The organism is Geodermatophilus sp. SYSU D00684 (assembly GCF_054050455.1).
The window spans coordinates 1-16,587 of the sequence record NZ_JBJGZI010000027.1 but is presented as its reverse complement, the minus strand read 5'-3'; the positions used below and the strand labels follow the sequence as shown (position 1 = coordinate 16,587).

Below are 16,587 nucleotides of genomic sequence, written 5' to 3'. Positions count from 1 at the left end.
CGGATCAGAAGGGCCAGGCGTTGCGGCGGCGGAGGGCGACCGCGCCACCGACGACGCCGCCGGTGACCGCCGCGGCCGCCACGGTGGGGACGCCGATCCGGGCGGCCTTCCGGCCGGTCCGGAAGTCGCGGACGGTCCAGTCGCGGGAGCGGGCGACCGCGCGCAGCTCGGTGTCGGGGTTCACCGCCACCGCCGTCCCGGTCAGGGTGAGCATCGGCAGGTCGTTGGCCGAGTCGCTGTACGCGGTGCAGCGGCTGAGGTCCAGGCCCTCCCGCTCGGCCAGCGCCCGCACCGCCTCCGCCTTGGCCTCGCCGTGCATGAGCTCGCCGACGAGCCGGCCGGTGTAGCGGCCGTCGACCACCTCGGCGACCGTGCCCAGGGCGCCGGTGAGCCCCAGCCGGTGGGCGATGATCCGCGCCAGCTCCACCGGCGTCGCGGTGACCAGCCACACCCGCTGGCCGGCGTCGAGGTGCTGCTGGGCGAGGTTGCGGGTGCCCGACCAGATCCGGTCGGCCATCAGCTCGTCGTAGATCTCCTCGCCGGCGTCGACGATCTCGGCGACCGTGCGGCCGGCGACGAAGGCCAGCGCGGTCTCGCGGATGGTGTGCATGTCGCCGGCGCTCTCGTTGCCCGCGACGCGGAACTTGGCCTGCTGCCACGCGAAGCGGGCGATGTCGCGGGAGGTCAGGTACTTCCGCGAGGCCAGGCCGCGGGCGAACCAGAACAGCGAGGCGCCCATCATCATCGTGTTGTCGACGTCGAAGAACGCGGCGGCGGTGCGGTCGGCCACCACGGCGGGGACCGGCTCGACCTCCGCGGCGGCGGCGGACGCCGCGCCGGCGACGTGCGCGCGGATCTCCTCCTCGGACGGCGCTCCGCCGTCCTGCCTGCGGCGGCCGCGGAACGGCAGACCCGGCACGGGCTCCCTCCCCTGGGGTGATCCCTCCGCCCTGGGGCGGTACCCGACCGACCTTATCGGCCGCCCGCCGGGGCCCCGGACCCGGACCGGGACCTCAGCAGAGGATCGGCCAGAGGCAGATCGGCAGCGGGGTGTCCAGGACCGGGGGCGGCGTGGTGGTCGACGGCGCGGACGGCTGACCGCCGCCCCCGGGCAGCGGGAGCGGCGGCAGGGGCAGCCCGCCACCGGGCGAGGACGGGGCCGTCGTCGGCGCGGTGCCGGTCGGGGTGCTCCCGCCCCCGGAGCCGGTCGGCGCCGCCGGGCCGCTGCCGGTGGAGGGCGCGGGAGGCGCGCTCGAGGGCGCCGGGGCCGACGACGGGGCGGACGGCACCGACGGCGCGGTCGGCCGGCCCGGGGCCGGGGTGCCGGGGCCGGCCGGTGCGGGGGCCGTGGTCCCGGAGCCGGCCGGCGGGGACGCCGGGGTGGCGCCGCAGGAGGCGGGCAGCGGGCCGAACCGGTCCGCACCGGAGACGGCGGGGCCGGTCGGGCAGGCGAGCGCGGTGCGCAGCTCCGCGGCGCGGGTGCCGACCTCGGAGACCACCCCGAGCGAGCGGGTGGCGGCGCTGCCGGCGTCCGCGGGCAGCGCGCCCTGCAGGCCGGCGAGGCCGGAGCCTTGGTCGTCGGCCCAGCCGGTGAGCACCGCCAGGGGAGCGGTGTCGCGGCCGGCGACGGCCTGGGTGAGCACCAGGGCGGCGCCCTCGGTGGTCTGGGCGTCCATGGTGGCGAGGGTGTCGACGACCAGGTCGGCCGGCGGCGTACCCCCGCCGTCCTCGACGAGGTCACCGAGCTCCTGCAGCCGGGTGGTGGCGAACTCCAGCAGCGTCAGGCCGCGCTCGTCGCCCGCCAGCGCGAGCTGGGTCTGCTCGGTGCCCCGCTTGAGGGCGTAGAGCGGGTCGCCGGGCTCGGCGTCGGTGGACAGCGCGACCAGGGACCCGAGCGCGGTGACCGCGAGCGCCGCGCCGGCGATCCCGGCGGTCAGCCGGGACCGCCACGCCGGGCGGCCGGGTGCCGGCCGGGCGGCGCGCAGCCGGGCCAGGCCGCGGCGCGGTTCCGGCTCCGGCGAGCGGACGGCGGCCATCGCGACCAGCCGGGCGCGGGTGGCCGCGCGGAAGTCGGGCGCGGGCTCGTCGTCGAGGTCCAGGGCGAGCGCGCGGAGCCGGTCCTCGAGGGCCGCCTCCCGCTGCTGCACGGACGTCCGGCGGGTCGCTCCCGCGGCGTCGTGCTCGGCGCTCACCTGGGGCCTCCGGTCGGTCGGTCGGTGCTCGGTCGACCGGGGCAACGACGCAGCCCGCGGCCCGTTACGGCGTACCCGCGGGTAACAACGGCGGGTCCCCCGCCCGGGGTCCCGCGCGTCACCGCAGCCCCTCCGGCAGCAGGCCGGCCAGGCGCCGCACCGCCCGGTGCTGCAGCGCCTTGACCGCGCCGTCCTTCTTGCCCATGACCGCCGCGGTCTCCGACACCGACAGCCCCTGGAGGAACCGCAGCGAGATGCACTCCTGCTGCTCGCTGCCCAGCTGGCGGATGCAGGCCAGCAGCTGCTCGTTGGTCAGCCGGGACACGACGGCGTCCTCGGGGCCGTCGGTGGCCTGGTCGGCGTCGCGCATGTCCGCGGTGGTGACCTCCAGCCGGAACCGGCTGCTCTTCACGTGGTCGCGGATGATGTTGCGGGCGATCGTCACGAGCCACGCGCCGACGTCGCGGCCCTGGAACGACAGCGAGTCGATGCGCCGCAGCGCGCGGACGAAGGTCTCACTGGTGAAGTCCTCGGCCTGGGCGCGGTCGCCCACCCGGTGCAGCACGTACCGGTGGACCAGCGTCACGTAGTGGTCGTAGAGCCGGCCGAACGCCTCGGCGTCGCCGGCCTGCGCCTGCCGGACCAGGTCCCAGACGTCGACCCGGTCGTCCGGCAGGTCCTCCCCGAGTGCCGCGAGCTCCTCGGCGAGCGCGCCCTCGTCCTCCTCGGGCGGCTCCGCGACGGCGTCGGGAGAGCCGGCCTCCGGAGCGGCGGCCTCGGGGTCGGCGGCCCCGGGGTCGACGACGACGTTCGGCTCCGCCGGTGCATCCTCCACGCTGGCGCGCGGGTACGGCGTCGGGCGGGGGCGCGGACTGGGCCGCCGCCCCGCCGGGACGGCGGACGACCGCTCGTCCACCGGGCGCGACTGCGGCATGCGGGACGTCGACCTCCTCGTCGGCCCGCCGAGCCGCGACGGCTCGCCCGACGGGGGTCCTCCCGGCTCGGCGGTGTCCCGCTGTCCTGCGGGTCCTCTCACATGGTGACAACATCACTGCGAACCGTCCACGTCGGCCGGCCGTGCGGTACGTCTCGGTACCTCGCCGGGGGGACCGCCGCCGCCCCGCAGGAGGTGCCCCGTGACCGAGACCCCCGTGCGGCTGGAGCTGCTCACCCGGGCCGGCTGCCACCTGTGCGTCACCGCGGCCGAGACGCTCGCGCGGATCGCCGGGGAGGCCGGCGTCGCCACCCGCGAGGTCGACGTCGACGCCGACCCGGAGCTGCAGGCCGAGTACGGCGACCGGGTGCCGGTGGTGCTGCTCGACGGCCGGGAGCACTCCTACTTCACCGTCGACGTCCCCCGGTTGCGCCGGGACCTCGGGATGGGTTGAGCGGGCCACTCGGAGGGGTCGGGGAACCCCCGGGCGGGTATGGTGTCGGACACAGCCGCGGGCATCCGCGCTGGCCCGGGGCCCGTGGCCGTCCCCGGGACTTTGTTCCTGCGTTCACAAGCGGTTACCGTGGCTGTCGCCGGGTGGGTGTACCGCCCGGATCCCCGATGTCGTCCGCCCCCGCAGGCTCCCGCCGGCGCCCGGGCGCGACCGCTGTGGAGTAGGCCCGTGATGCAGTCGCGGCCCCGGATCCCGGAGGCCACCGTCGCCCGGCTGGCCGTGTACCTGCGGGTGCTCACCGGACTCGCCGACAGCGGCCGCGGCACCGTCTCCTCCGGCGAGCTGGCCTCGGCGGCCGGCGTCAACCCCGCTGGGCTGCGCAAGGACCTCTCCCACCTCGGCCCCTGCGGCGTGCGGGGGGTCGGTTACGACGTGGCCACCCTGCGCGACCGCATCGCGGCCGTGCTCGGGATGGAGAGCGCGCACGCGTGCGTCCTCGTCGGGATCGGCAACCTGGGGTCGGCGCTGGCCGGCTACGGGGGCTTCGGCAACCGGGGCTTCGAGTTCGTCGGCCTGTTCGACGCCTCGCCGGCCCGGGTGGGCCAGCGGATCGGCGACCTGCCGGTCCGGCCGATGGAGGAGCTCGACGAGGTCGTCGCCGCCACGCGGGCGACGATCGGGGTCATCGCGACACCGGCCGAGGTGGCGCAGCGGGTCTGCGACCGGCTGACCAGGGCCGGGGTGAGGAGCATCTTGAACTTCGCGCCGGTGGCGCTCACCGCGCCCGCAGGGGTCGGCGTCCGCCAGGTCGATCTCTCCGTCGAGCTGCAGGTCCTCGCGTTCCTCGACAAGCAGCGGGGCTCCGCCCCGGTCACGGCGCTCGGTACCGGGCTCGCCCCCGCCGGGGGGATGGCATGAGCCTGCTCGCCGTCGGCATCAGCCACCAGACCGCGCCGGTCGCGCTGCTCGAGCAGGTCGCGATGGGCGCGGACGACAAGGTCAAGGCGCTGCACGAGCTGGTCGAGAGCGACCACGTCAGCGAGGCGCTGGTGCTGGCCACCTGCAACCGGGTCGAGGTCTTCGCCGAGGTCGACCGCTTCCACGGCGGCGTCGCCGAGGTCAGCCGGGTGCTGGCCCGCCAGGCCGGCGCCTCCGTCGAGGAGCTCTCGCCCTACGTCACCGTCCACTACGAGGACCAGGCCGTCGCCCACCTGTTCACCGTGGCCGCGGGCCTGGACTCCATGGTGGTCGGCGAGACCCAGGTCCTCGGCCAGCTGCGCGCCGCCTACGCCCTCGCCCAGGACGAGGGCACGGTCGGCCGCTCGCTGCACCCGGTCGCCCAGCACGCGCTGCGCGTGGGCAAGCGGGTGCACTCCGAGACCGGCATCGACCGCGCCGGCGCCAACCTGGTCACCGTCTCCCTCGACCACGCCGAGCAGCGGGTCGGCCCGCTGGCCGGCCGCCCGACGCTGGTCGTCGGCGCCGGGTCGATGGGCGCGCTGGCCGCCACCACGCTCTCCCGCCGCGGCGCGCTGGTCACCGTCGCCAGCCGCTCGCCGGAGTCGGCCGCCCGCCTGGCCGCCGCGGTCGACGGCGGCACCGCCGAACTCGCCGACCTGCGCGCGGCGGTCGCCGACGCCGACGTCGTGGTCACCTGCACCGGCGCCACCGGCCTGGTGGTCGGCACCGACGTCGTCGCCGGCGCCCTGGCCGACCGGGACGGCCGTCCGCTGGCCGTCGTCGACCTGGCCCTGCCCCGCGACGTCGACCCGGGCGTGGCCGCGCTGCCCGGCGTGCACCTGGTCGACCTGGCGCTGCTGCAGGGCGAGCGCTCGGCCGCCGGGGGCACCGGCCCGGTCGCCGCCGACGACGTGTCCGCCGCGCACGCGCTCATCGAGGCCGAGACCGCGCTGCTGCGCGCCGAGCGGCAGGCCGCCGCCGTCGCCCCGACCGTGTCCGCGCTGCGCAGCCAGGCCGCCGAGGTCGTCGACGCCGAGCTGCTGCGGCTGTCCACCCGGCTGCCCGACCTCGACGCCCGTGCCCGCGGCGAGATCGCCCGCACCGTGCGGCGGGTCGTGGACAAGCTGCTGCACGAGCCGACCGTGCGGGTCAAGGAGCTGGCCGCCACCGCCGGCGGCGTCGACTACGCCGACGCGCTGCGGGCGCTGTTCGGCCTCGGCATCGACACCGAGGTGCCCGAGGACGGCACCCGGCTGGCCGAGGCGGTCACCGTGGACCCCGACGACCTGCGCCCCGGCGGTGTGGCATGACCGCGTCGTCGACGAGCACCGCCACCCGCACGCTGCGCCTGGGCACCCGCGCCAGCCAGCTGGCCCGCACCCAGTCGCAGACCGTCGCCGACGCCATCACCGCGGCCAGCGGCGTGCCGGTCGAGCTGGTGCACATCAGCACCGAGGGCGACCGCTCGGCCGCGGCCATCGCGCAGCTCGGCGGCACCGGCGTCTTCGTCACCGCGATCCGGCAGGCGCTGCTCGAGGGCGCCGTCGACGTCGCGGTGCACAGCTACAAGGACCTGCCCACCGCGCCCGAGCCCGGGCTGGTCCTCGCCGCCGTCCCGCCGCGGGAGGACCCCCGCGACGCGCTGGTCGCCCGCGACGGCCTGACCCTCGGCGAGCTGCCGGCCGGCGCCCGCGTCGGCACCGGCGCCCCGCGGCGGGTCGCCCAGCTGCGCGCGCTCGGCCTGGGCCTGGAGGTCGTGCCGATCCGCGGCAACGTCGACACCCGGATGGCGCGCGTCGTGCCGGGCGACCTCGACGCCGTCGTCCTCGCCCGCGCCGGGCTCGCCCGGCTGGGCCGGCTGGCCGCGGTCACCGAGACCCTCGACCCGCTGCAGGTGCTGCCCGCCCCCGCGCAGGGCGCCCTCGCGGTCGAGTGCCGGGCCGACGACGAGCGGACGCTGGAGCTGCTCGCCGCCCTCGACGACCCCGGCACCCGCGCCTGCGTGCTCGCCGAGCGCACCACGCTCGCCGCGCTCGAGGCCGGCTGCAGCGCCCCGGTGGCCGCCCACGCCGAGCTGGCCGAGGGCGAGGACGGCGCCGAGCTGTACCTGCGTGCCTCGGTCACCGCGATCGACGGCAGCGACGGCGTCCGCGGCTCGGTCACCGGGCCGGTCGGTGAGGCCGAGCGGCTGGGCCGCGACCTCGCCGCCGACCTGCTCGACCGCGGCGCCGCGGAGCTCATGGCGGCCGCCCGGTGACCCCCGGGCGCCGTCCCCCCGCCGGGCAGACCGCCCCGGCACCCCAGACCCCCACCCACGCCCTCCCCAGGGCCCTGACACCAACAAGGACCAGGAGCTCGTGATGACGCGCTTCCGCAAGACCCCCGGCCGCGTCGTCTTCGTCGGCGCCGGCCCCGGTGACCCCGGCATGCTCACCGCCCGGGCCACGGCCGCGATCGCCGAGGCCGCGGTGCTGCACGTCGACCCCGACGTGCCGGCCGCCCTCCTCGACGCCGTGCGCGCGAGCCGCCCCGGCGTCGAACCGACCGTCGTGAGCGGCGAGCCGGCCGACGTCGCCAAGGGCGCCGTCGCGGCGGCGAAGACCGGCGACGTCGTCGTCCGGCTGGTCGCCGGCGACCCGTTCACCTCCGACGCCGTGGTCAAGGAGGTGCTCGCCGTCGGCCGCACCTCCGTGCCCTTCGACGTCGTCCCCGGCGTCGCCCCCGCCACCGCCGTCCCGGCCTTCGCCGGCGTCGCGCTCGGCGGCACCTCGCTGACCGCGGACCTGCGCGACGGCGCCGTCGACCTGCCCGCGCTGGCCGGCGCCGCGCACGCCCTCGGCGCCCCGGTGGTGCTGCAGGGCGGCGCCGAGCAGCTGCCCGACGCCGCCGCGCGGCTGGTCGAGGGCGGCCTGTCCGGCAGCACCCCGGTCGTCGTCACCACCGGCGGCTCGGGCACCGGCCAGAAGAGCGTGACCGCGAAGCTCTCGGCCGTGGCCGAGAAGACCGCCGACCTCGGCGCGGTCAGCGGGCCGGTCGTGGCCACCGTCGGCGCGGCCGTCGACAAGCGCGGCAAGCTCTCCTGGTGGGAGAGCCGGCCGCTGTTCGGCTGGCGGGTGCTGGTGCCGCGCACCAAGGACCAGGCCGGCGAGATGAGCGACCGGCTGCGCGCCTACGGCGCGGTGCCGGTCGAGGTGCCGACCATCGCCGTCGAGCCCCCGCGCAGCCCCGCGCAGATGGACCGCGCGATCAAGGGCCTGGTCACCGGCCGCTACGGCTGGATCGTGTTCACCTCGGCCAACGCGGTGCGCGCGGTCCGGGAGAAGTTCACCGAGCTCGGCCTCGACGCCCGCGCCTTCGCCGGCGTGAAGGTCGCCTGCATCGGCGAACAGACCGCCGAGGCGGTCCGCGCGTTCGGCATCGTGCCGGAGCTGGTCCCCTCGGGCGCCCAGTCCAGCGAGGGCCTGCTGGCCGACTTCCCCGAGTACGACGACGTGCTGGACCCGATCAACCGGGTGCTGCTGCCCCGCGCCGACATCGCCACCGAGACCCTCGCCGCGGGCCTGCAGGAGCGCGGCTGGGAGATCGACGACGTCACCGCCTACCGCACCGTGCGCGCCGCCCCGCCGGCCGCCGCGGTCCGCGAGGCGATCAAGGGCGGCGGCTTCGACGCGGTGTGCTTCACCTCGTCGAGCACCGTGCGCAACCTGGTCGGCATCGCCGGCAAGCCGCACGCGAAGACCGTCGTCGCCGTCATCGGCCCCGCGACCGCGGCCACCGCGCAGGAGTTCGGCCTGCGGGTCGACGTCCAGCCCGAGACCGCCGCGGTGCTGCCGCTGGTCGACGCGCTGGCGGAGTACGCCGAGGCGCAGCGGGAGGGTGAGGGCGAGTGACCTCCCCGCAGGGCGGGTCGAACCCGGGCTTCGCGCGCGGGCGCCGGCTGCGGTCGACGCCCGCGCTGCGGCGGCTCACCGCGCAGACCCGGGTGGCCCCGGCCGACCTGGTGCTGCCGGTGTTCGTCAAGGAGGGCATCGACCGGCCGCAGCCGATCGGCGCGATGCCCGGCGTCGTGCAGCACACGCTGGACTCGCTGCGGAAGGCCGCGCACGAGGTGGCCGACGCCGGCATCGGCGGGCTGATCCTGTTCGGCATCCCCGCCGAGAAGGACGAGGTCGGCTCGCAGGCCGACGCCGCCGACGGGATCGTCAACGTCGCGCTGCGCCAGCTGCGGGCCGACCTCGGCGACGAGCTGGTGCTCATGGCCGACCTGTGCCTGTGCGAGTACACCTCGCACGGGCACTGCGGCCTGGTCACCCCGGCCGGTGTCGTCGACAACGACCCGACGCTGGACCGGTACGCCGCCGTGGCGATCGCGCAGGCGCAGGCCGGCGCCCACGTCATCGCCCCCAGCGGGATGATGGACGGGCAGGTGGCGGCGATCCGCCGGGCGCTGGACTCCAGCGCCCACACCGAGACGCCGATCCTCGCCTACGCCGCCAAGTACGCCTCGGGCTTCTACGGCCCGTTCCGCGAGGCGGCCGAGGGCGCGCCGCAGTTCGGCGACCGCTCGACCTACCAGATGGACCCGCCCAACGCCGACGAGGCGCTGCGCGAGGTGGCGCAGGACCTGGCCGAGGGCGCCGACGCCGTCATGGTCAAGCCGGCGCTGCCCTACCTGGACATCGTGGCGCGGGTCGCCGACGCCGTCGACGTCCCGGTCAGCGCCTACCAGGTGTCCGGCGAGTACGCGATGGTCGAGGCGGCCGCGGCCAACGGCTGGATCGACCGGGAGCGCGCCATCCTGGAGACGATCACCGCCATCCGGCGGGCGGGCGCCGGCCAGGTGCTCACCTACTGGGCGGTCGAGGCCGCGCGCCTGCTCCGCTGAGGTCCACGCGCGGATGAGCTACGTCGAGCCCGGGGGCTCCTGGCGGCCGTTCTGGCTGGTCGCCGGGGTCCTCGGGCTCCTCGCCGTCCTGGACCTCGTGCTGCCCGGCCCGGACGTGCCGCCGCTGCTGTGGGTGCTCGCGGTCGTCGCGGTGCTCGGCGTCGTGGCCTTCGGCTGCACGGCGGCCCGGCGGGTGTGGACGGTGCGGGTCGCCGGCGGCGGTCCCGACGGCGCGCTGTCGGTGGGCCGCGAGCGGGTGCCCCTGACCGACGTCGACGCCGCCCACCTGCGGGCGGTGCGCGAGGGGACGGCGGGCGTGGACGCCGGCGCCCCCGTCCTGGGCGGCGGCTGGTCGGTGCCCCGCGGGCGCACCGGGATGCCGCTGCGGCTGACCGACGGGCGGACCGTGCTCGTGCCCACCCGCGACCCCGCCGCGCTCGCCGGCGCGCTGCTGGCCGCGGTCCCGGGGAGCACTCTGCCGGGGAGCGCAGGGTCACACGACGCCGACCCCGACGCCCTCGACGGGCGTCCGGGCGGCGGGGGGACACTGGGGCCGTGACCTCGCTGGACACGACCCGGTACGACTACGGCGCACCGGTCTCCGCCGACCTGTTCGCCCGCGGGCAGCGCGTGACCCCGGGCGGGGTGAACTCGCCGGTGCGCGCCTTCCGCGCCGTCGGCGGCACCCCGCGGTTCATCGCGCAGGCCCAGGGCCCTTGGCTGACCGACGCCGACGGCCGCCGCTACGTCGACCTCGTCGCGTCGTGGGGGCCGATGATCCTCGGCCACGCGCACCCGGCCGTCGTCGAGGCGGTGACCGCCGCCGCCCGCCGCGGGCTGTCCTTCGGCGCGCCGACCGAGGGTGAGCTCGAGCTCGCCGAGGAGATCATCGCCCGGGTGCGGCCGGTCGAGCGGGTGCGGCTGGTCAACTCCGGCACCGAGGCGGTGCTGTCCGCGCTGCGCCTGGCCCGCGGCGCCACCGGCCGCCCGCTGGTGGTCAAGTTCGCCGGCAACTACCACGGCCACGTCGACGCGCTGCTGGCCTCGGCCGGGTCCGGCGTCGCCACCCTCGGCCTGCCCGACACCCCCGGCGTCACCACCGGCGCGGCCGCCGACACGATCGTGCTGCCCTACAACGACGTCGCCGCCGTCGAGGCCGTGTTCGCCGAGCGCGGGTCCGACATCGCCGTCGTGGTCTCCGAGGCGGCGCCGGGCAACATGGGCGTCGTCCCGCCGCTGGACGGCTTCAACGCGCAGCTGCGCCGGATCACCGCCGAGCACGGCGCGCTGCTGCTGCTCGACGAGGTGATGACCGGCTTCCGGGTGTCCCGCTCGGGCTGGTACGGCCTCGACCCCGTCGACGCCGACCTGTTCACCTTCGGCAAGGTCATGGGCGGCGGGCTGCCGGCCGCGGCCTTCGGCGGGCGCGCCGACCTCATGGAGCAGCTGGCCCCGACCGGGCCGGTGTACCAGGCGGGCACGCTGTCGGGAAACCCGGTCGCCGTCGCCGCCGGGCTCACCACGCTGCGGCACTGCACCGACGGCGTCTACGCCCGCTGCGACCGGGTCGCGGTCACCCTGCGCGGCGCGGCCAGCGCGGCCCTGTTCGCCGCCGGCGTCCCGCACCGGGTGCAGCAGGCCGGGTCGATGTTCTCGGTCTTCTTCGTGCCCGACGAGCGCCGGGTGCGCGACTACGACGACGCCCGCACCCAGGACACCGCCGCCCACCGCGCCTTCTTCCACGAGATGCTCGCCCGCGGCGTGTACCTGCCGCCGTCGGCGTTCGAGGCCTGGTTCGTCAGCGCCGCGCTCGACGACGAGGCCGTGGAGCGGGTGCTGGACGCGCTGCCCGCCGCCGCCCGCGCCGCCGCGGCCGCCGACCCCGCCGACGCCCCGTCCGACGCGGACGCCAAGGACGCCCAGGAGCTGCAGCCCTGATGGAGACGACCGTCGTCCACCTGCTCCGGCACGGGGAGGTCCACAACCCCGGGAAGGTGCTCTACGGCCGGCTGCCCGGCTACCGGCTGTCGGAGGCCGGCGAGGCGATGGCCCGCCGCGCCGCCGAGTGGCTCGTCGGGCGCGGCGTCACGCACCTGGTGTCCAGCCCGCTGGAGCGGGCGCGGCAGACCGCCGAGCCGGTCGCCGGGGCGCTGGACCTGCCGGTCACCGTCGACGAGCGGCTGATCGAGGCCGGCAACGCCTTCGAGGGGATGCCGGTCGCCGGCGGCCAGGGGCTGGTCCGCCGGCCGCGGGACTGGTGGAAGCTGCGCAACCCGGTGCGGCCCTCGTGGGGCGAGCCCTACGTGGAGATCGCCGCGCGGATGCTGCTCGCCGTCGAGGCCGCCCGCGACGCCGCGCGCGGCGGTGCCGCCGTCTGCGTCAGCCACCAGCTGCCCATCTGGACGCTGCGGCTGCACCTGGAGGGGAAGCGGTACGTGCACGACCCGCGCCGGCGGCAGTGCGGGCTGGCCAGCGTGACGTCGGTGACCTACGAGGGCGACCGGGTCGCCGGCATCACCTACGCCGAGCCGGCCGGGGCCACCGACCCCGACGCGGTGCCCGGGGCATGAGGCGCGCCCTGACCGCCCTGCTGGCGGCGGTCGCCCTGCTGGCCGGCTGCTCGACGGGCTCGGATGCCGTCGACGTCAGCAACGGCGGCGAGTTCCGCTTCGTCGCGGCCACCCCGGCCGGCGAGGTGATCCCCGAGGGCGAGCGGGACTCCGCGCCCGCCTTCGGCGGCACCCTGGTCGGGGGCGGCGACTGGACCTCCGACGAGCTGGCCGGGCAGGTCGCCGTCCTCAACTTCTGGGGCTCCTGGTGCGCGCCCTGCCGGGTGGAGACGCCGGCGTTCCAGGAGGTCTACGCCGACGTCCGCGACCGGGGCGTGGCCTTCCTGGGCCTCAACGTCAAGGAGGCCGACGAGCAGTTCGCGCAGGCGTTCGTCGACAGCCAGGGGATCGAGTTCCCCTCGCTGTACGACCCCGCCGGCGAGGTCGCGCTGGCCTTCCGGGACTACCCGGCGAACGCGATCCCGTCCACGATCGTGCTGGACCGGGACGGCCGGGTCGCCGCCGTGTACACGGGCGAGGTGGCGCAGGGGGACCTGCGCGCCGTCCTCGACCGGCTGCTCGGGGAGGAGAGCTGAGTGGACGGCGTGCGTGAGCTCGTGACCGACGGCCCGCTGCTGGTGGCCGCCGTCGTCGCCGCGCTGGCCGGGCTGGTCAGCTTCGCCTCGCCCTGCGTGCTGCCGCTGGTGCCGGGCTACCTGTCCTACGTCACCGGGCTGGTCGGCACCGGCGCCCGCCCGGCACCCGCGCCCGCCCCCGCCGGGCAGGGCGCCACCGCCACCGGGCAGGGCGCCACCGCCACCGCCGTCCGCACCGACGAGCGCACGCCGCGCGGGCGGATGGTGCTCGGCGCGCTGCTGTTCGTCCTCGGCTTCACCGTCGTGTTCGTCGCCGCCGGCGCCGCGTTCGGCGGGCTGGGCCGGCTGCTGGTCCAGTACGACGACGTCATCACCCGGGTGATGGGCGCGGTCGTCGTCGTGGTCGGCCTCGGCTTCCTCGGCTGGCTGCCGTTCCTGCAGCGCACCGCCCGGCTGTCGGTGCGGCCCGCGGCCGGGCTGGCCGGCGCGCCGCTGCTCGGCGTCGTCTTCGGGCTGGGCTGGACGCCGTGCCTGGGCCCGGCGCTCTCGGCGGTCTACTCGCTGGCCTACACCGAGGCCACCGCCGGCCGCGGCGCCCTGCTGTCGGTCGCCTACTGCCTGGGCCTGGGCGTGCCGTTCGTGCTGGTCGCGCTGGGTGCCCGGTGGGCGGTCGGGGCGACGACGTTCCTGCGCCGGCACGCCCGCGGGGTCACCCGCTTCGGCGGCGCGGTGCTGGTGCTGGTCGGACTGCTCCTGGTCACCGGCGCGTGGACCGAGATGATGGGCTGGCTGCGGTCCTGGCTGGCCGTCACCGGGCTGGGGGAGTCGGCGCCGCTGTGACGACGACCGCCCCGCCCCGCCCGGCCGCCGCGCCCCCGCCACCGGCCCCGCCCTCCGGCCTCCGCCGCGCCGGCGGGTTCGTGCTGCGCCAGTGGCGCCGGCTCACCGCCATGCGCACGGCGATCGTGCTGCTGTTCCTGCTGGCGCTGGCCGCCATCCCCGGCTCGCTGCTGCCGCAGCGCTCGCTGTCGCAGAGCAACGTCGCGCAGTACTTCGCCGACCACCCGACGCTCGCGCCGCTGCTCGACCGGCTCTACCTGTTCGACGTCTTCAGCTCGCCGTGGTTCGCCGCGGTCTACCTGCTGCTGTTCGTCTCGCTCATCGGCTGCGTGCTGCCCCGCGCGCTCGAGCACGCCCGCGCGCTGCGCACCCCGCCGCCGCCCGCGCCCCGCCGGCTGTCCCGGCTCCCCGACGCCGCGGCGCTGCCCACCGCGCTGCCGGCCGCCGGCGCCCTCGACGTCGTCGAGGAGGAGCTGCGGGTCCGCCGCTACCGCGTGGTGCGCCGCGAGCGGGACGGGGTCGAGGAGCTGTCGGCCGAGAAGGGCCTGCTCAAGGAGACCGGCAACCTGGTCTTCCACCTGGCCCTGGTCGGCCTGCTGCTGGCGCTGGCCGGCGGCAAGCTGTGGGGCTACGAGGGCAGCATCCTGGTCACCGAGGGCCAGCGGTTCTGCAACTCGTTCCAGCAGTACGACACCCACTCCTCCGGCGCGCTGGTCGAGGGCAGCGACCTGACGCCGATCTGCGTCGGGCTCGACGACTTCCGCGCCACCTACGAGCAGGACCTCACCGCCTCCTCGTTCACCGCCGACATCACCTACGGCGCCCCCGGCGAGGAGGGCCGGCCGACGACGATCGGCGTCAACGACCCCCTGCGGGTCGACGGCGACCGGGTCTACGTCACCGGCCACGGGTTCAGCCCGACGTTCACCGTGACCCGGCCCGACGGGTTCAGCATCGACGACGTCTCGGCGCCGTTCCTCCCCAGCGACCAGCGGATGATGGGCAGCCAGGGCGCGCTCAAGCTGCCCGACCTGGGCGCCGGCACCGAGGACCAGTTCGCGCTGGAGGGCTTCTTCGCGCCGACCGGCCTGACGCAGGGCGGGGTCCTCACCTCGATCGACCCGCGCCCGCTGGCGCCGCAGGTGGCGGTGGTGGCCTACGAGGGCTACCTCGGCCTGGACTCCGGCCTGCCGCAGTCGGTCTACTCGCTCGACGCCTCGCAGATCGAGCGCGGCCGGCTCACCGAGGTGGGCCGCGGCAACCTGTCGGTCGGGGAGTCGCTGACGCTGCCCGACGGGACGACGGTGACCTTCACCGGCTACAAGGAGTTCGCCGCCCTGCAGTTCTCGCACGACCCGGGGCAGGTGTGGGTGCTCGCCGCGGCGATCGCGGTGCTCGCCGGCCTGCTCGGGATGCTGCTGCTGCGCCGGGAGCGGGTCTTCGCCCGCGCCACCGGGCTCTCCGCCGACGGCGGTACCGTGCTCGAGGTCGGTGGACTGACTCGAGGCAGCGGCGACGGCGCACCGCGCTTCACGGCGTTGACCGACGACCTGCGGGCGGCCCTCGCCGCCCGCGCCCCGACCCGCGCCCCGTCCGGGGGCGCACCCGAGACCGGAGGCACACCCGCGTGACCGCCGACCAGCTGTCCGGCCTGTCGGACACCCTGTTCTCCGTCAGCGTCGGCCTGTACTCGCTCGCCGTCGTCGCCTTCGCCGCCCAGCTGGCCTTCGGCCGCCGGCCCGCCCGCGCCCGGGCGCTGGTCGGCGCCGGCGCCCCGGTCGACGAGCCGGTGGCCGCCGAGGCGGCCCCGGCCGGCACGGACGACCCGCCGGCGGTGCGCCGCTGGGGCCTGGTGGCGATGCTGCTCACCGCCCTCGGGGCGCTCACCCACGCCGGGGTGCTCGTCGCCCGCGGCCTGGCCGTCGAGCGGCTGCCCTGGGGCAACATGTACGAGTTCGCCGTCGCGGTCGTGCTGGTCGCGGTCGTGGCCTTCCTCGTCCTCGCCGTCCGCTCGCCGGGCCTGCGGCACCTGGGGCTGTTCGTCCTCGCCCCCGTCGTGGTCAGCCTGGTCGCGATCGGGCTGTTCCTCTACGTGGAGAGCGCCCCGCTGGTGGCGGCGCTGCGGTCGAGCTGGCTGGCCGTGCACGTGTCGACCGCGATCCTCGGTTTCGGCGTGTTCTTCGTCAGCGGCATCGCGAGCGTGCTGTACCTGGTCCGCGGCCGGTTCGAGGCCCGCGGCGGCGACCCGTCGTCGTCGCGGCTGGTGGCGCGCATGCCCTCGGCCGCCACGCTGGACCGGGTCGCGCACCGCACGGCCGTCTTCGGCTTCCCGATCTGGACCTTCGCGGTGATCGCCGGCGCCATCTGGGCCGAGAGCGCGTGGGGCCGGTTCTGGGGCTGGGACCCCAAGGAGACCTGGGCCTTCATCGCCTGGGTCGTCTACGCCGCCTACCTGCACGCCCGGACGACGGCGGGCTGGCGCGGCCGGCCCGCGGCGTGGGTGAACGTGGTCGGCCTGGGGGTCATGGTCTTCAACCTGCTGTACGTGAACATGGTGTCGTCCGGGTTGCACAGCTACGGCGGTGTCAACTGACCTGCGACCCGTCCGCCCCACCCGTCCCACCCCTCACTCGCGTGAGGGGGTGCGGGCGCGCGTTCCCGCCCCGGCGTGTTGCGATGGGCGCATGACTGCACGCGCGGGGGGACGCCGTGGGTAGGCACACTGCCGCCGACGGCGTCGGCACCGACCCGATCGTGGCGGCCGCGCTGGCCGCCGGCACCCCGGCGACCCGGCACGCGCCCGGCGTCACCGCGCAGGGGACCGAGGGCGACCTGGGCTGGCCGGGGGACACCACGACCGGCGGCGGGCTCGGCTGGCCGGGCTCGCTGGACCGGGCGGACGATGCCGGCGAGGCGACCGGGACCGAGCCGGGCGGGACCGACGCGACCGAGGGCCCCGAGGCGACCGCGCGCATCGACGTCGTGCCCGCCGTGCCGGGGACCGGGCCGGACGGCGAGCCGGAGCCGCCGGGCCCGCGCGGCTGGCGCCGTCTCTTCGGCGGCCGCGCGGCCTAGCCCCGGACCGGGGGGGGGCGGGGGGGGGGGGGGGGGGGGGGGGGGGGGGGGGGGGGGGGGGGGGGGGGGGGGGGGGGGGGGGGGGGGGGGGCGGGGGGGCAC

General features: G+C 77.1%; 17 protein-coding genes. 14 read left to right on the top strand and 3 right to left on the bottom strand.

The genetic code is table 11. From position 1 onward, the window contains the following. Positions 1-4: 4 nt before the first annotated feature. From ACI79L_RS18550 to ACI79L_RS18540, 3 genes are all read right to left on the bottom strand, one after another. A complete protein-coding gene (locus ACI79L_RS18550; RefSeq protein ID WP_456938191.1) occupies positions 5-919 on the bottom strand; it encodes an HAD family hydrolase in 915 nt (304 codons plus the stop codon). Positions 920-1,013: 94 nt separating this feature from the next. After that, entirely contained in the window at positions 1,014-2,192 is a 1,179-nt protein-coding gene (locus ACI79L_RS18545; protein ID WP_456938190.1) for a DUF5667 domain-containing protein, read from the bottom strand. A gap of 118 nt (positions 2,193-2,310) precedes the next feature. Further along, positions 2,311-3,027 carry a sigma-70 family RNA polymerase sigma factor gene (locus ACI79L_RS18540; protein WP_456938189.1) on the bottom strand — a complete coding sequence of 239 codons (717 nt, stop codon included), beginning with the start codon at positions 3,025-3,027 and terminating at the stop codon, positions 2,311-2,313. 301 nt (positions 3,028-3,328) lie between these two features. Between ACI79L_RS18540 and ACI79L_RS18535 the strand changes: the two genes are divergently transcribed. The 14 genes from ACI79L_RS18535 (at position 3,329) to ACI79L_RS18470 (ending at position 16,485) form a co-directional block, all read left to right on the top strand. Continuing rightward, entirely contained in the window at positions 3,329-3,580 is a 252-nt protein-coding gene (locus ACI79L_RS18535; RefSeq protein ID WP_456938188.1) for a glutaredoxin family protein, read from the top strand. Positions 3,581-3,811: 231 nt separating this feature from the next. Beyond that, on the top strand, positions 3,812-4,498 hold the full coding sequence (locus ACI79L_RS18530; RefSeq protein ID WP_456938187.1) for a redox-sensing transcriptional repressor Rex: 687 nt from the start codon (positions 3,812-3,814) through the stop codon (positions 4,496-4,498). Beyond that, complete coding sequence (locus ACI79L_RS18525; protein WP_456938186.1) at positions 4,495-5,850, top strand: glutamyl-tRNA reductase; 1,356 nt, start codon at positions 4,495-4,497, stop codon at positions 5,848-5,850. Before ACI79L_RS18530 ends, ACI79L_RS18525 begins: the two co-directional genes overlap by 4 nt. Continuing rightward, positions 5,847-6,797 carry a hydroxymethylbilane synthase gene (gene hemC, locus ACI79L_RS18520; protein ID WP_456938185.1) on the top strand — a complete coding sequence of 317 codons (951 nt, stop codon included), beginning with the start codon at positions 5,847-5,849 and terminating at the stop codon, positions 6,795-6,797. The genes ACI79L_RS18525 and hemC overlap by 4 nt, the downstream gene beginning before the upstream one ends. Before the next feature lie 103 nt (positions 6,798-6,900). Then, the gene (locus tag ACI79L_RS18515) at positions 6,901-8,430 is read left to right on the top strand and encodes a uroporphyrinogen-III synthase (protein ID WP_456938184.1); all 1,530 of its coding nucleotides are present in this window, start codon (positions 6,901-6,903) and stop codon (positions 8,428-8,430) included. After that, complete coding sequence (hemB, locus tag ACI79L_RS18510) at positions 8,427-9,425, top strand: porphobilinogen synthase (RefSeq protein WP_456938183.1); 999 nt, start codon at positions 8,427-8,429, stop codon at positions 9,423-9,425. The genes ACI79L_RS18515 and hemB overlap by 4 nt, the downstream gene beginning before the upstream one ends. 13 nt (positions 9,426-9,438) lie before the next feature. Further along, positions 9,439-9,984, top strand: coding sequence for a hypothetical protein (locus tag ACI79L_RS18505; protein WP_456938182.1), 546 nt, complete (start codon positions 9,439-9,441; stop codon positions 9,982-9,984). Further along, entirely contained in the window at positions 9,981-11,363 is a 1,383-nt protein-coding gene (hemL, locus tag ACI79L_RS18500; protein ID WP_456938181.1) for a glutamate-1-semialdehyde 2,1-aminomutase, read from the top strand. The genes ACI79L_RS18505 and hemL overlap by 4 nt, the downstream gene beginning before the upstream one ends. Further along, positions 11,363-11,995 (top strand): histidine phosphatase family protein, encoded by a 633-nt coding sequence (locus tag ACI79L_RS18495; RefSeq protein WP_456938180.1) that lies wholly within the window; start codon positions 11,363-11,365, stop codon positions 11,993-11,995. The genes hemL and ACI79L_RS18495 overlap by 1 nt, the downstream gene beginning before the upstream one ends. Continuing rightward, entirely contained in the window at positions 11,992-12,570 is a 579-nt protein-coding gene (locus tag ACI79L_RS18490; RefSeq protein WP_456938179.1) for a TlpA family protein disulfide reductase, read from the top strand. The genes ACI79L_RS18495 and ACI79L_RS18490 overlap by 4 nt, the downstream gene beginning before the upstream one ends. Further along, complete coding sequence (locus tag ACI79L_RS18485) at positions 12,571-13,410, top strand: cytochrome c biogenesis CcdA family protein (protein WP_456938178.1); 840 nt, start codon at positions 12,571-12,573, stop codon at positions 13,408-13,410. Beyond that, on the top strand, positions 13,407-15,041 hold the full coding sequence (resB, locus tag ACI79L_RS18480) for a cytochrome c biogenesis protein ResB (RefSeq protein ID WP_456938177.1): 1,635 nt from the start codon (positions 13,407-13,409) through the stop codon (positions 15,039-15,041). Before ACI79L_RS18485 ends, resB begins: the two co-directional genes overlap by 4 nt. Beyond that, the gene (gene ccsB / locus ACI79L_RS18475) at positions 15,038-16,003 is read left to right on the top strand and encodes a c-type cytochrome biogenesis protein CcsB (RefSeq protein WP_456938176.1); all 966 of its coding nucleotides are present in this window, start codon (positions 15,038-15,040) and stop codon (positions 16,001-16,003) included. Before resB ends, ccsB begins: the two co-directional genes overlap by 4 nt. Positions 16,004-16,119: 116 nt before the next feature. Further along, positions 16,120-16,485: a hypothetical protein gene (locus ACI79L_RS18470; RefSeq protein WP_456938175.1), complete on the top strand. Its 366-nt coding sequence runs from the start codon at positions 16,120-16,122 to the stop codon at positions 16,483-16,485. Positions 16,486-16,587: the final 102 nt, after the last annotated feature.